Origin of the sequence: Serratia sp. CY31944, assembly GCF_052169175.1 — a bacterium.
In the GTDB taxonomy this organism is placed as follows: Bacteria; Pseudomonadota; Gammaproteobacteria; order Enterobacterales; family Enterobacteriaceae; genus Serratia; species Serratia sarumanii.
Genome location: NZ_JBJNLG010000014.1, coordinates 70679 through 84610, shown reverse-complemented (window position 1 = coordinate 84610; position 13932 = coordinate 70679). Strand labels below are relative to the sequence as shown.

12 protein-coding genes, 3 tRNA genes and 1 other RNA gene are annotated in these 13932 nt (G+C 61.1%); 7 read left to right on the top strand and 9 right to left on the bottom strand.

Translation table 11 applies throughout. The features are described 5' to 3' along the window. Nucleotides 1-5: 5 nt before the first annotated feature. From yejM to ACJ8IN_RS15520, 3 genes are all read left to right on the top strand, one after another. Nucleotides 6-1787: an LPS biosynthesis-modulating metalloenzyme YejM gene (yejM, locus tag ACJ8IN_RS15530; RefSeq protein WP_047571252.1), complete on the top strand. Its 1782-nt coding sequence runs from the start codon at nt 6-8 to the stop codon at nt 1785-1787. Between the two features lie 78 nt (nt 1788-1865). Beyond that, nucleotides 1866-1942 (top strand) — tRNA-Pro (locus tag ACJ8IN_RS15525). 34 nt (nt 1943-1976) lie between these two features. Continuing rightward, a non-coding RNA gene (locus ACJ8IN_RS15520) (RtT sRNA) lies at nt 1977-2106 on the top strand. Between the two features lie 47 nt (nt 2107-2153). Here the strand turns inward: ACJ8IN_RS15520 and ttrA are convergent. The 3 genes from ttrA to ttrB are packed head-to-tail and all read right to left on the bottom strand — an operon-like array spanning nt 2154 to nt 6977. Further along, entirely contained in the window at nt 2154-5225 is a 3072-nt protein-coding gene (gene ttrA / locus ACJ8IN_RS15515) for a tetrathionate reductase subunit TtrA (protein ID WP_308325915.1), read from the bottom strand. Then, on the bottom strand, nt 5218-6243 hold the full coding sequence (gene ttrC / locus ACJ8IN_RS15510; protein WP_033653789.1) for a tetrathionate reductase subunit TtrC: 1026 nt from the start codon (nt 6241-6243) through the stop codon (nt 5218-5220). Before ttrC ends, ttrA begins: the two co-directional genes overlap by 8 nt. Then, nucleotides 6240-6977, bottom strand: a complete 738-nt coding sequence (gene ttrB / locus ACJ8IN_RS15505; RefSeq protein WP_033635289.1) for a tetrathionate reductase subunit TtrB — start codon at nt 6975-6977, stop codon at nt 6240-6242. The genes ttrC and ttrB overlap by 4 nt, the downstream gene beginning before the upstream one ends. A 229-nt stretch (nt 6978-7206) precedes the next feature. Between ttrB and ttrS the strand changes: the two genes are divergently transcribed. The 3 genes from ttrS (at nt 7207) to ACJ8IN_RS15490 (ending at nt 9833) form a co-directional block, all read left to right on the top strand. Beyond that, nucleotides 7207-8925: a tetrathionate respiration histidine kinase TtrS gene (ttrS, locus tag ACJ8IN_RS15500; RefSeq protein ID WP_308326153.1), complete on the top strand. Its 1719-nt coding sequence runs from the start codon at nt 7207-7209 to the stop codon at nt 8923-8925. Next, complete coding sequence (gene ttrR, locus ACJ8IN_RS15495; protein ID WP_103772897.1) at nt 8900-9499, top strand: tetrathionate respiration response regulator TtrR; 600 nt, start codon at nt 8900-8902, stop codon at nt 9497-9499. Before ttrS ends, ttrR begins: the two co-directional genes overlap by 26 nt. A gap of 91 nt (nt 9500-9590) precedes the next feature. Further along, nucleotides 9591-9833 (top strand): DinI family protein, encoded by a 243-nt coding sequence (locus ACJ8IN_RS15490; RefSeq protein ID WP_004935803.1) that lies wholly within the window; start codon nt 9591-9593, stop codon nt 9831-9833. Between the two features lie 211 nt (nt 9834-10044). On the opposite strand, the gene ACJ8IN_RS15485 is transcribed toward ACJ8IN_RS15490, so the two are convergent. The 4 genes from ACJ8IN_RS15485 to ACJ8IN_RS15470 all read right to left on the bottom strand — a co-directional run bounded on the left by ACJ8IN_RS15485 (nt 10045) and on the right by ACJ8IN_RS15470 (nt 11296). Continuing rightward, a tRNA-Thr gene (locus tag ACJ8IN_RS15485) sits at nt 10045-10120 on the bottom strand. A 6-nt stretch (nt 10121-10126) separates the two neighbouring features. Beyond that, nucleotides 10127-10214: transfer RNA gene (locus ACJ8IN_RS15480), tRNA-Ser, on the bottom strand. A 157-nt stretch (nt 10215-10371) separates the two neighbouring features. Beyond that, nucleotides 10372-10701, bottom strand: coding sequence for an osmotically-inducible lipoprotein OsmE (gene osmE / locus ACJ8IN_RS15475; protein WP_033635291.1), 330 nt, complete (start codon nt 10699-10701; stop codon nt 10372-10374). A 127-nt stretch (nt 10702-10828) separates the two neighbouring features. After that, on the bottom strand, nt 10829-11296 hold the full coding sequence (locus tag ACJ8IN_RS15470; protein WP_308325916.1) for a nuclear transport factor 2 family protein: 468 nt from the start codon (nt 11294-11296) through the stop codon (nt 10829-10831). A gap of 107 nt (nt 11297-11403) precedes the next feature. Between ACJ8IN_RS15470 and ACJ8IN_RS15465 the strand changes: the two genes are divergently transcribed. Then, entirely contained in the window at nt 11404-11982 is a 579-nt protein-coding gene (locus tag ACJ8IN_RS15465; RefSeq protein WP_060427546.1) for a TetR/AcrR family transcriptional regulator, read from the top strand. Here the strand turns inward: ACJ8IN_RS15465 and ACJ8IN_RS15460 are convergent. Together ACJ8IN_RS15460 and ompC are read right to left on the bottom strand one after the other, a co-directional pair. Continuing rightward, nucleotides 11976-12392, bottom strand: coding sequence for a VOC family protein (locus tag ACJ8IN_RS15460; protein WP_308325917.1), 417 nt, complete (start codon nt 12390-12392; stop codon nt 11976-11978). The genes ACJ8IN_RS15465 and ACJ8IN_RS15460 overlap by 7 nt on opposite strands. Nucleotides 12393-12543: 151 nt before the next feature. Then, nucleotides 12544-13674, bottom strand: a complete 1131-nt coding sequence (ompC, locus tag ACJ8IN_RS15455; RefSeq protein WP_308325918.1) for a porin OmpC — start codon at nt 13672-13674, stop codon at nt 12544-12546. Nucleotides 13675-13932: the final 258 nt, after the last annotated feature.

Below are 13932 nucleotides of genomic sequence, written 5' to 3'. Positions count from 1 at the left end.
GACTTATGGTGACAAACCGTCAGCGTTATCGTGAAAAAGTCTCCCAGATGATCAGCTGGGGGCACTGGTTCGCCTTATTCAACATTTTGCTCGCCCTTGGGCTGGGCAGCCGTTACCTGTTTGTCACCGACTGGCCCGCATCCCTGCTGGGCCGGGTTTATGCCTTTGTCAGCCTGCTGGGGCATTTCAGCTTTATCGTGTTCGCCGGCTATTTGCTGGTGATCTTCCCGCTCACCTTCGTGGTGATGTCGCAGCGGCTGCTGCGATTTATTTCCGCCGCGCTGGCCACCATCGGGCTCACGCTGTTGCTGGTCGACAGCGAAGTGTTCTCCCATTTCCACCTGCACCTCAATCCGGTGGTGTGGGATCTGGTGGTCAACCCGGACCAAAGCGAACTGTCGCGCGACTGGCAACTGATGTTCATCTGCGTGCCGGCGATCTTCCTGGTGGAGATGCTGTTCGCCACCTGGAGCTGGCAGAAGCTGCGCAGCCTGAACCGCCGCCGCTTCGGCAAACCGCTGGCGGCGCTGTTTATCAGCGCCTTTTTCGCGTCGCACCTGATTTACATCTGGGCCGACGCCAACTTCTATCGCCCGATCACCATGCAGCGAGCCAACCTGCCGCTCTCGTACCCGATGACCGCGCGCAAGTTCCTCGAAAAACACGGCCTGCTCGACCAGCAAGCGTATGAGCGCCGCCTGATGCAACAGGGCAATCCGGAAGCGGTGGCAGTAGAGTATCCGCTCAGCGATCTCAGCTACGGCGATAAAGGCAGCGGCTATAACCTGCTGATGATCGTGGTGGACGGCATTCGCGCCAAAGACGTGGCGCAGGACATGCCGGCGCTGACGCGCTTCGCCCAGGAAAACGTGCGTTTCAGCGATCATTACAGTTCGGGCAACCATGCCGATACCGGGCTGTTCGGCCTGTTCTACGGCATTTCCCCGACCTATCTGGACAGCGTGCTCGCCGGCCGCAAGCCGTCGGCGCTGATCGCTGCGCTCGGCGATCGGGGCTACCAGCTGGGGCTGTTCTCCTCCGATGGCTTCAACGCCAGCCTGTACCGTCAGGCGCTGTTGACCGACTTCTCGCTGCCGACGCCGGCGCCGCAAAGCGACGCGCAAACCACGCAGCAATGGCAGCGTTGGCTGGCCGATCAGGGTAGCAAAGAGCCGTGGTTCTCCTATATCAGCTTCAGCGGCGCCGAGGCTGTCGAAGGCGACAAAACCCCGGCTCCGGCCGACTTTATTCGGCGCTATCGCACCGGCGCGCAAGACGTGGACGCCCAGATAGCCCAGGTGCTGGACACCCTGAAACAGCGCGGCCTGCTGGATAAAACCGTGGTGGTGATCACCGCCGAGCACGGCGTCGAGTTCAACGACAGCGGCAAAGGCCAATGGGGCGCCGGCACCGGCTTCAACCAGGCGCAGCTGCAGGTGCCGTTGGTGATCCACTGGCCGGGCACCCCGGCGCAGACCATCAGCAAGCTGACCGGCCATAACGACGTGATGCGCACCCTGATGCAACGATTGCTGCACGTGAAGACCGCGCCGAAAGACTATTCGCAGGGCGAAGATCTGTTCACCGCCCAGCGCCGCAACGACTGGATCGCTACCGGCGATGGCAATCAGCTGGTGATCATCACGCCGACGCAGACGCTGATGCTGGACAACAGCGGCAACTATCGCGTCTACGATCAGAACGGCGATGAAATAAAAGACGAGAAACCGCAGCTTGCTCTGCTGTTGCAGGTGCTGACCGATGTAAAACGCTTTATCGCCAACTAACTGCTTAAAACTAAAGCAATCAAGAGGCGAGGCGCTTGCATTAACATCGGGAATCGGTAGTATGATTTTTCATAGCGTCGGCATGTAGCGCAGCCTGGTAGCGCACCGTCATGGGGTGTCGGGGGTCGGAGGTTCGAATCCTCTCATGCCGACCAAATTCAAAAAAACCTGCTGTTACAGCAGGTTTTTTTTCGTCTGCAAACTGAGAGGATGAGAATCTCCGAAGGAGGTTTGAGCCGAACGCAGTGAGACCACGTTGCTTTAGCAACGGCCCGCAGGGCAAGCATCGAAGATGCGCATAATCCTCTCATGCCGACCAAATTTAAGAAAACCTGCTGTTACAGCAGGTTTTTTTTCGTCCGTCGTTTACGCGGAAAGCTTGACGATCGCCGCTGGAATCCCCTGGCGCACCGCCGCACCGGTCACCCAGTCCAGCCAGGTGTTCGGCACTTCGCGCGTCGGATCGGCAAACCCCAGATCGTTGAGATTGATGCCGGCGGCAATGCGCTTATCCATCGCCAGCGGCTCGCCGTCCAGGTAGTGCTGGCTGGCGCCCATCTCCCGGTGGCCGTAGCCGTGTTCCACCGCGATCACGCCGGGCATCACACCCGCCAGCAGACTGATCTGCGCCTCCCGGCTGCCGCCCGGGGTGCTGATACTCACCCAATCACCGTGTTGAACGCCGAAACGCGCCCCGTCCGCCGGGTTCAGCGCCACCAGGTTCACCGGCTTCACGTCGTGCAGGCGCCGGATCACCGCGGTGGAGCTGCTCATCACATTGGATTTGAAGGACATCAGCCGCAGCGGCCACTGCCGCTCAGGGTAGAGTTCTTCCACCGCGCGGCCGTCCGACAAACGCGCCGGGTAGCAGGTTGGGCAGCCGCTGAAACGCTCGCCGGTAATCGCATGCCGGTGCTTAGCCACTTCCGCATTCCAGATCTGCAGCGGCTTCTCCCAGCGGTTGCCCACGCTGCCGTCGCGGCGGCCGCTGTCATGACCGGCGAAGCGGCCGCCGCGGCTGTAGATAAACGCCACGCGGCCGATCTCATCGGCGCGCAGCGTCTGCGCAAGCTGCGGCAACAAGCGATCGACGCCGCTCAGCGCCAGTTCTTCCTCCCTCACGGCCGGCACCGGCGCCTTGCCGGCAAACGCCACGTTGGCGGCGGCGCGCAGATAATAATCCTCGGCGCGGTTGAGCGGCAGCAGCCCGCCCCGGCCGTCGCCGATAGCGCGATCGCCGAACCCCGGCAGCGCCAGGCGTTTGGCGACGGCGATGCAAAACGCCTCCATGGAGATCGGCTGCCCTTGCGCCGTTTTCGCGGTCGCCGGCGTCACTATCGGCCAGCGCGCAGTGGTGGCCTTGCTGGCGACGCCGCCCCAGGGGGCGCTGAATCCCCAGCTCTCAAAGTTATGGGTGTCCGGGACGATATAGTCGGCCAATGCCGTCGTTTCGTTGATAAACGCATCGATGGCGATAAACAGCGGCAAACGCGCCGGATCTTTCAGCCGCTCTTCCGCCACGCCGCGCAACCCGGCGATACCGTACAGGGGGTTGGTCATGTTCGAGATCCAGGCTTTCAGCCCGTACGGATATCCCGCCAGCGCCGACGTCAGCAGCTCGGTCAACTGCCCGGCGACGAACGGATACCAGGGCGCCCTGGCCGGCCAGGGCGAAACGCCCGCCGCCACTTTTTCGCGGTATTCGTCGGAGGTTTCATAGGCGGCCTTGCTGCGCGCGATATTCAACCCCTTCGGTTTTACCAGGCCGGGAAACTCGACCAGGTTATAGCGCGGCCCCTCGGCGAAACCGTTGAATTTGCCGCCGCCGACGAACACCCCGCCCGCCAGGCTCAGGTTACCGATCAACACATTGAGCATCATCACCGACCAGGTATTGTAAAACCCGTTCGCCGCCATCATCCCGCCATGGGCGATCACCGCCGCCTTGCGCCCGTGGGCGGTAAAGGCCTCGGCCAGCGCCGCGATGCGCGCCACCGGTACGCCACATTCCCGGCTGTAGGCTTCCGGCGACAGCTTGTCGGCCGCCTCTTTCAGACACTGAAAGCCGCTCTTCACCGCCACCTGCGCGCCGTCGTGCAGCGTCACCGTGCGGGTTACCCACAGCTCGGCGCTGTCGCACGTCTCGGCCGCCACCAGTTCCCCCGCGCCGTTGACCACCAGCGGCGACGCCGACTCCGCGCCGTTCAGATGGGCCAGCGTCAGATGCTGCCCCGCCAACGGGTGCTCGCTCTCGGCGATCACCAGATGCGTGGCGTTGGTCCAGCTCTTCTCGCCGGCGCGTTGCATGGCGGCCTCCGACGGGATGGCGAGATAACCGGCCTGATAACGCCGATTGTCGAGGATCCAACGGATCATCGCCATCGCCAGCGCCGAGTCGGTGCCCGGCAGTATCGGGATCCAATGGCCATGATCGTCCGCCAGCGTGGTGGTCAACGGCAGCGCCGGCGCCACTACCGCGTAGCGGAATTCGCTGCGCAATCTGGCGCTGGCCAACTGCCGGGCCTGACGCTTGAACGGGTTGCCGGACTGCGCCGGCGAGGTGCCCATAAACAGCGCGAATTCGACCTGTTCCCAGTCCGGTTTCACGTGCGGGTTCTTGTCCAGATCGTTCATCAACGCGCCGGAGCCGGCGCGGTAGGCCAGCCCGCAGTAAGCGCCGTGCGCGCCGAAGTTTTTGCTGCCGAAGCTGTTCTGGGCGAAGCGTCGCAGGAAGCTGTCGCGCCCGTCATCACCGGCGTTGGTCACCAGCAGCTGGTTGGCTTTCGGCCCCAGCCCCGGCTGTCGGGCATCGATCGGCGTTTCCAGATCGCGGATCGCCCGCAGGCCGTCCACATGCCCCTCGCCGAACAGATCGCCGCCCTCCACCACTTCGGCGATCAACTGCTCGAAGCTGATGCGCTGCCACTTGCCCTCGCCGCGTTTGCCGACGCGTTTCATCGGCTCCAGCACGCGCAGCGGGCTGTAAAGCCCCTCCAGAAGCGTAGCGCCCCGCGCGCAGGCGGTGGAACGCGCGTCGAGGCCGCTCTCCCCGCCCAGCTGCGCCAACGCGTCCTGCAGCGGCAACGCAGAATCGAGGTGCCGCTCCTGAGACAGCGGATGATACGGGTTGCCGGCGATACGCAGTACCCGGTCGGTCTGCCTGTCCACCCGTATCCGCACGCCGCATTGCGTCCAGCAACCGAAGCACTGGGTCATCGAGATGGCCTGCTGCGGATTGCCTTGCCATTCCGGCATAGCCCGCCCTTCGGGCTGCAGAGAGTTGCCGTTGATGCGATCCAGAGTCACGCGCCCTGAGGTGCCGTGAATCAAGCCGTCGATCGCCCGTTTGGCGACCTCGCGATAGCTCAGGCCGAAAGCGGACAGCCCGCCGAAGGCCAGGCCCACTTTCAACCACTGACGCCGGGTGAGTTTAGCCATGTTGTTTTCTCCGCAGTAAAAACGCCTGTGCTTCACGCACCATGATCATTAACGCCAGCCACAGCCCGAAAGTGCCGACGATCGCCAGCAAGCCATCGGTACCAAGCGGCAGGCTATAGGGGGAATAAGACGCGTTGTATTTCGGGATGGTTTGCACTTCGATCAACAGCGTCCAGCGCATCAGCCAGCTCAGCCCCAGCGCGCCGGCCACCAGCAGCGGCGCGCCGCCGCGCGGCAAACGTCGATAGGCCGCCCAGGCGGCCCACGCCAGCGCCAGCCCCCACAGCGCGATCCAGCCGGCAGCATACTGGCGCGCCGTCGCCTGCGTCTGCAGCCAGTGGCGTACCGCCGCGCCGGATAGCGTATCGCCGCACACCCACAGCAGGATCGCCCCGCCGAGCGGCAGCAGCGTCAGCAGCATCCCGCGCGCCAGCGGCGCCTGCAGGCCGGGCCGTTTGCGCATCGCCAACAGCAACAGAGCCAAGAGCGCCTGCAGCGCGCTGAGGAACATCACGATCGGAAATGCGTAGCTGAACCAGATTGGGCGGGCGCGCACGACGGAAACCTCGCGCCCGGTGTACAACAGCAGGCCGATAGCCACCAGCGCGCAGGCGGGCGCGATCCCACGCAACAGCGCAACCGGTCTGCCCGTCAGCCGTGTAAATTCAATCGCGATAAACCACAGGCCGATCAGCAAGGTAAACAACGGCAAGAACAGCGCGCCCCACGGCATCCACGACCAGGGCGTCGGGTAGGCGTAAAAATGCCAGAAACGGGCGGTTTGATGCAGATCGGCGGTCAACGCCAGCGGCGCGGTGATGGCGCACGTCAGCCCGATAAACAGCGCCGCGCGCTCCAAATGTGCGGCGTTGTCTCCACCGCGCCAGCGCCACACGCAGGCCAGCAGCGCGGCGCAGGCGGCAATGCCGATAAAGAAGAAATATTGCACGGCCCACGGCAGCCAGCTCACCGCCTGCGGCTGGCTCAAAACCTCTGCGATCATCAGTTGGCGGCTCATCGTCCCTCTCCCCATAAGGCGACCTGCGCCCGCCCCGGCAGCGGCGTGACGAAGGCATCATCCAGCCCCAGATAAAACACGTGGGGCGCGGTTTGGTTCTCCGGCTTGAGGACTTTGATCTCGGCCTCGTGACGCCGCAGCAGCTTGCTCAGCGTGCTGTGCGGATCGCGCATATCGCCGATGATCCGCGCCCCGCCCACGCACGACTCCACGCATGCCGGCAGCAATCCCGCCTCCAGCCGGTGTACGCAGAAGGTGCATTTGTCCGCCGTTTGGGTGGCGTGATTGATAAAACGGGCATCGTACGGGCAGGCCTGCACGCAATAGGCGCAACCCACGCAGCGTTTGTTGTCGACCACCACGATCCCGTCCTCGCGCTGGAAGGTGGCCTGCACCGGGCACACCGGTACGCAGGGCGGGTTGTCGCAGTGGTTGCACAGCCTGGGCAGCAGCACGTTGGTCGCCACCGCTTCGCCTTCGAGACTGACCTGGTACTGGTTTACCGTGGTGCGGAACTCGCCGTGCGGCGTCTGGTTTTCAATGGCACAACTGACGGTACAGGCCTGGCACCCAACGCAGCGCCGCAGATCGATCAGCATCGCGTAGCGGCGGCTGGCATCCCCCTCGCGCCGCGTCGGCGCTAACGTCAGCCCGGCCTCCGCCACGGGGATCAGCGAAGCCCCCGCCGTCAACACGCCCAGCCGCTGCAAAAACTGCCGTTTACCGAAATCCATGCGCCTCTCCCATGCCCTGGGCATCATCCCGATCACGCTATTGATGCCCGTTAGATGAATAAACAATGTCGATGATTTACAGTGTAAAAATGACATTGGGCTCAGCTCTATTGTGGTTAACCACATACCGAACCCAACGTTGATCTAAAACAAGTGGCGGCAGGCAAATTGCCCATCAGGAGGGGCCGTGAGGGTCGTGTTATTACTGCTGTTCAGTCTCGGCTGGGGGATGGCGGCACAGGCGGGCGAGTGGTCGGTCGGCGTGCTGGCGATGCGCGGCGATGCGGCGACCGAGCGTGACTGGCAGCCGCTGATCGACAGGCTCAACGGCAGCGTCGGCGGAGAACGCTTCCGCCTGCGGCCGCTCGATCTGGCGCAGATGCGCGAAGCGGTCAATCGGGGCAGCGTGCAGTTCGTGGTCACTAATCCGGCGCAGTTTGTGCAGCTGAACAGCCACTATCATCTGCGCTGGCTGGCGTCGTTGCACGCCGCCAACGGCGATCGGGCAACGGGCAACATCATCGGCAGCGTGATTCTGGTGCGGCGCGACAGCGGCATTACGACGCCGCAGGCGCTGATGGGAAAAACGGTGGGCGCCATCGATCCGCAGGCCTTCGGCGGCTATCTGACCGGCTATAAGGCGCTCAGCGACGCCGGCATACGGCCCGAGCGCGATTTTCACCTGCGCTTTACCGGTTTCCCTGCCGACGCCCTGCTCTATCTGTTGCGCGAGCGCGCCATTCAGGCCGCCATCGTCCCGGTCTGCCTGCTGGAGAAAATGAGCAAGGAAGGCCTGATCAACCCGGCGGATTTTCGCCCGCTGCTGCAACAAGCCACGTCGGCTCCCTGCGTCACCAGCACGCCGCTTTACCCCAACTGGTCGTTCGCCGCCCTGCCCGGCCTGGATAACTCACTGGTGGATGCGGTGGCGAGAGCCTTGCTGACCGCACCGCCCCAGTCTCCCTTCCTGTGGGGCGCACCGGCCTCGACCAGCGAGGTGGAAGCGCTGCTGCGCGCCGTCAATCAGCACCCGGAACAGCGGCGGCTGTGGCTGGATATCAAGAGCTGGCTGATCCAGCATCAGACGGCCGTCGGCCTGTCGCTGGCGCTGCTGGCGCTGTTGATCGTCAACCATATCTGGATCGCGCTGCTGGTGCGCCGACGCGGGCGACAGCTGCTCCGCGCCGACGAGCAACTGCGGCGGCAGGAACGGGCGCTGGAAAACACCAGGCAGCTGAACGTGCTGGGGGAGATGGCCTCCGGCTTCGCGCACGAGCTCAACCAGCCGCTGGCGGCCATTCGCCACTATGCGCAGGGGTGCCTGATCCAACTGCGCAACACGGACGCCGGGCATCCGCTGCTGGGGCCGCTGGAAAATATCGACCGGCAGGCGCAGCGCGGCGGCGAGACGATTCATAACCTGCGCCAGTGGGTGCAGCCCACCGCGGAGGCGATAGACCAAACGCGCTGGCGCCCCACCGCGGTAAGCGAAACCGCCGAGCGGGTGTGGACGCTGCTGCGCCTGACGCAACGCTATCCCGACCTGACGTTGTTCAATAACGTGGCGCCTTCGCTGACGCTAACCCTGCCGCCGGCGCTGCTGGAACAGTTGCTGGCGAACCTGCTGCTGAATGCGGCGCAGGCCGGGGCCAATGCCGTCTGGCTTTCCGCCGCCAAGAGCGAACGGGCGATGGAGTTGCATCTGCAGGACAACGCGGGCGGCATGACAACGGCCGGGCTGGAACAGGCTTTTCGCCCCTTCAACACCACCAAGGCCGGCGGCATGGGGCTGGGGTTAGCCATTTGCCGGCGCCTTGCCCGCTATGGCGGCGGCGAAATCCGCCTGGCTAACCGCCCGGCTCCCGACAGCCGCAACGGGCTGTGCGTAACGCTGCATTTCATATTGGATAACGAGGAAAACCATGTCGCTAATTTATCTGGTGGATGATGACGTCGCCGTCACCGACGCCTGCCATTTTTTGCTGACCAGCCTCGGCCACGGCGTGCAATGCTGGAATGACAGCGCCGATTTTCTGGCGCAGGCGGACCTGTTTCAGACCGGGATCGTCTTGCTGGACATGCGGATGCCGAAGCTCGATGGTCACCAGGTTTACGGGGAGCTGCGCCGCCGCGGCAGCACGCTGGCGGTGGTGTTCCTGTCCGGCCATGGCGACGTGCCGATGGCGGTGGAGCAGATGAAGTACGGCGCGGTGGACTTCCTGCAAAAACCGATCGCCGCTGAACCGCTGATCGCCGCCCTCGAACGGGCGCAGCAGGTCTCCGCCGAGGCCTGGCAACGCCATGAAACTTGCGGCCGCTACCGCACGCTCACGCCGAAAGAACGCGACATTGCGCAGCTGGTGGTGCGGGGCATGATGAACAGGGAAATGGCTGAGCGGTTGAATATCGCCCTGCGCACCGTGGAGGTTCACCGGGCAAAAGTGATGGAGAAAATGCAGGCCGCCAGCCTGGCGGAATTGGTGATTCAGCTGCAGGATTTACCGCACACCGCGCAAGAATGAACGCATCATGCAAAATTCCGCGCCCCCTCTTGCCAACCGGTCTTCCTCAGGCCAGAATACTGTACATTAAATCAGTACTTACAGGTGAGACATGTTTGTAGAATTGGTATACGACAAACGCAACGTCGCTGGGTTACCCAACGCCGCCGAGATTATTCGCAACGAGCTGGAAAAACGCGTGCATGCACTGTTCCCGGAAGCTGACGTGCGCGTGAAGCCGATGCAGGCCAACGGCCTGAACTCCGACGCCAGCAAAAGCGATCGTGAGAAGCTGAACCGAATGTTGGAAGAGATGTTCGAAGAAGCGGATCAGTGGCTGGTCACTGATATTTGAACCCTATCTGATAGCCGGCTCGTCCACCGGCTATATTTCTGCCAGAATAAGCCACATCCCCCCCAATCCCTCAGTGATAAATGCCCTAGGTTCCAAGCTCCGTGCGGCTGATAAAACCCCGGCTATAGGTTAATACCTATACTGTTTGTTCCTGCGGCAAGTGTAAAGCTCATAACAAAAAGCCCCAGCATCGCTGCTGGGGCCTCTGTCATGGTGCCGGCTACCGGAATCGAACTGGTGACCTACTGATTACAAGTCAGTTGCTCTACCTACTGAGCTAAGCCGGCTGAATTTGGCGGAAGGACAGAGATTCGAACTCTGGGAGCTGTTACACTCGACGGTTTTCAAGACCGTTGCCTTAAACCACTCGGCCATCCTTCCAATGGGCGCTGATATTAGCGATACCGTTATGAAATGTCTATCGTTTTGATGCAAAAAAATGGCATGGGCGGCGCAGTTGCCTAAACTTCAGGCCTTAAACGCTTAAAAAATGAAAAGCCCCGCGCAAGCGAGGCTTTTTTGGTCGGCCGAAACGCGATTATTTCGGCTGAGAATCGTAGTCTGAACAGGTTTGATAGCCCTTGTTCATGACATGGCCCGTGTCGTTGTAGCTGACAAAGTACGTCTGCACCTTGCCGTCGCGCGGCGCCACCGCATAGGTGTCGCAGGTGCCCTGCGCATGGATCAGCGTAGCGGACGTCGACGGCGGACCGGCGATAGCCCGCACCTGCTGCTTGGTCATCCCTACTTTGACATCGCTGACCACCGGCTCATTGACATAACTGGCTGCACGATCATAGGTGGTGCAACCGGCAAGAATGGAAAATACCGCCGCGGTGCCGACGGCCAAAACCAACTTCTTCGTCATAGCTTGTCCTCTTGGAGTGCATTTGTTGTTCCCTAAGTCTAGAAGCGGGAAGGCTTTTCTACAAATTCCCCTTTGTCGATCGGTGCGCTTTTGCACCCTAGAGGCCATCGCCGGCGCGCCAGCAGATTCAAAAACCGAAATCGCTCAGCGCTGGAACATCGTCCGGGCGCCGGCCGAGCGGCCAATGAAAACGCCGATCCTGTTCGCGAATCGGCATGTCGTTGATGCAGGCATGGCGGTTGATCATCAGCCCCTCCTGATTGAACTCCCAGTTTTCATTGCCGAAGCTGCGATACCAGTTGCCGGAATCGTCGCGCCATTCATAGGCGAAACGCACCGCGATGCGCGCGCCGTCAAACGCCCACAGCTCCTTAATCAGCCGATACTCCAGTTCTTTCGCCCATTTGCGTTGCAAAAAGCCGACCACCGCCGCGCGACCGTCGACAAACTCCGCGCGGTTACGCCAGTGGGTATCGAAGGAATACACCTGCGATACGCGTTCGGGATCGCGACTGTTCCAGGCATCCTCCGCAAGTCGCACCTTCTCGATGGCGGATTCGCGGGTAAAAGGCGGCAATGGGGGTTTAATGCTCATGTTCATCTCCTGAGTGAAGGCATGTAGACAACTCTGTCTACACCTTTACGCTAGCGCAAGTAGACAGAGTTGTCTACAATCACTCGAAAATAGCCCCGGAGAAAATGATGACCGCCGATCTCAACGCCTTGCCCGCCCGCCAGCGCATCCTGCTGACGGCGCACGATCTGTTTTATCAAGAAGGGATCCGCGCCACCGGTATCGATCGCATCATCAAAGAATCGGGCGTGACCAAAGTGACCTTCTACCGCCACTTTCCCAGCAAGAACGATTTGATTACGGCGTTTTTGACCTATCGCCATCAGCAGTGGCTCAGCTGGTTCAGCACATCACTGGCCCGCCATGTGGCGCAGACCGGCGGGTTGCTGCCGGCGCTGGTACCCTGCCTGGCGGAATGGTTCGACGATCCGCGCTTTCGCGGCTGCGCGTTTATCAATACTGCGGTGGAGATAGCCGATCTGCTGCCGGAAAGCCTGCACATCGCCGGCCGGCATAAACGGCAGATGGCGGATGAACTGGCGCGCCACCTGCCCGCCGGGCCGCAGCAGGAACAGCGGGCGGCAATGCTGGCGATGCTGATCGACGGCGCCATCGTCAGAGTGCAGATAGAGCGGCAACCGCAGGCCGCGCTGCAGGTGCTGAATGCCGCGTTGGACATGTTGGCGCAAGGCGGGTTCGATCAGTAATTGGCCCAGATGCCCGGCGTCACCAGTTCCAGCAGGTGGGTGTCGGGATCGCGAAAATAAATGCTCTCCCCGCCGTGTTCCCAGCGCATTCGCCCCTCAATCTCCACACCGTTGGCCACCAGATGCCGTTCCCAGTGCGGCAGTTGCTCTTTCGCCACCGCCAGCCCGATATGCGCCGGCCCCACGCCATCGTGCGCGGGAATAAACCCGGTCGGATACTGCGCCCCGCGCAGCGAATCGCCCTCGATAAACAGCAACAGTACGCTCCGATCGCCGACGTTATAGGCGCGAAACCGTTCATTGGCGACCATTGCCGGCAGCTTCAGCACCTGCCGGTAAAAAGCGTCCGCGCGTTCAATGTCGCTGACGTACAGCACCGTTTCGATCACCTTATCGATCTTGAGTTCCATATCACCTCCGTTCTGTTTGCTGTACTGACAGCGTAGGCCGAACGGAGGCGATCCGAAGCGCTTCCCATGCCGACAACGGATCAATCCGTGCTTTTTACCGGCAAAAAAAACGCGGCCCGAAGGCCGCGCTGTGTCATTCACACGCTGGTGCTTAGAACTGGTAAACCAGGCCCACGGCAACCACGTTGTCGGTGTTGATGCCGGCAGCGTCGGTGAAATCGTTGTTGTCCACCAGGTTGATTTTGTAATCAACATAGGTAGACATGTTTTTGTTGAAGAAGTAGGTCGCACCCAGGTCGACGAATTTGACCAGATCTTGATCGCCGTAGTCCTTGCCGTTGCCGGCGCGGCCCAGGTTTTTACCTTTGGTCTGGTTATAGCCCACGAACGGACGCAGACCGAAGTCGAACTGGTAGTGCGCGTAGGCTTCGAAGCTCTGCGCCTTGTTGGCGTAGCCATAAACGCTGCTGTCGGAACTGCCGAAACGCGCCGCGTTGTAGGACTGGGTGAACATCACCGCCAGGTAAACGTCGTTGGCGTCATATTTCAGACCGCCGGAGTAACCTTCCGCCTTGTCGCCGCGGCCCATAATATTGCGGTACGCGCCGGCGCCGTTCTGCTCGCTGGTGCGGCGAGAGTTGAAGAAGGCGCCCGCGGCGCTGATGCCGTAGCCCATGTCATAGCTCATGGACATGCCGTAGCCTTCGCCGTTTTGGCCCAGGACGTCACGACCGTTGTTGGTCTCTTCGCCGTTGCCGTTTTTACCCTGGTACTGCAGGGCGAAGTTCAGGCCGTCAACCAGACCGAAGAAGTCGTTGTTACGGTAGGTCGCCAGGCCGCTGGAACGCTGGAACATGAACTGGTCGGCGCCGTAGGTCATACCGTCGAACTCAGGCTGCAAGTCGGTATACGCCGCGACGTCGTACAGCACGCCGGTGTTACGGCCGTAGTCGAAGGAGCCGTAGTCGCCGAATTTCAGACCGGCGAAGCCGTAACGGGTGAAGTTCTTGTTGTCCTGGTTTTCAGCGTGGTTCAGGTTCGCCTGATATTCCCACTGGCCGTACCCGGTCAGCTGATCGCTGATTTGCGTTTCGCCGCGCAGGCCAAAACGCATATAAGACTGATCGCCGTCCACGCCGTTGTTGCTGGAGAAATAGTGAAGACCGTCGACTTTACCGTACAAATCCAGTTTATTACCGTCTTTGTTGTAGATTTCCGCCGCGCCTGCTGTGCCTGCAACCAGCAGTGCGGGTACCATCAGAGAGAGTACTCGAAGTTTCATCGTTATTATCCTCGTTAATTATGTCGAGCTACGGCCACTGCCCTTTTCGAGCATTATTAGCACGACTGTGCATTACCATTCTGGTAACAAGGGTTATATTAATCCAGAAAGAAAATGATACCAAGTATCCGATAGTGTTTCAGTGTAATTAATAAAGGTTTCGAAATGTAAATACACGCGAACTTTCACAAAACCTTACAGACAAACAAAATAAAGCACTTAAAGACAAAGAATAGATTAATTGATAAAAAATCATGT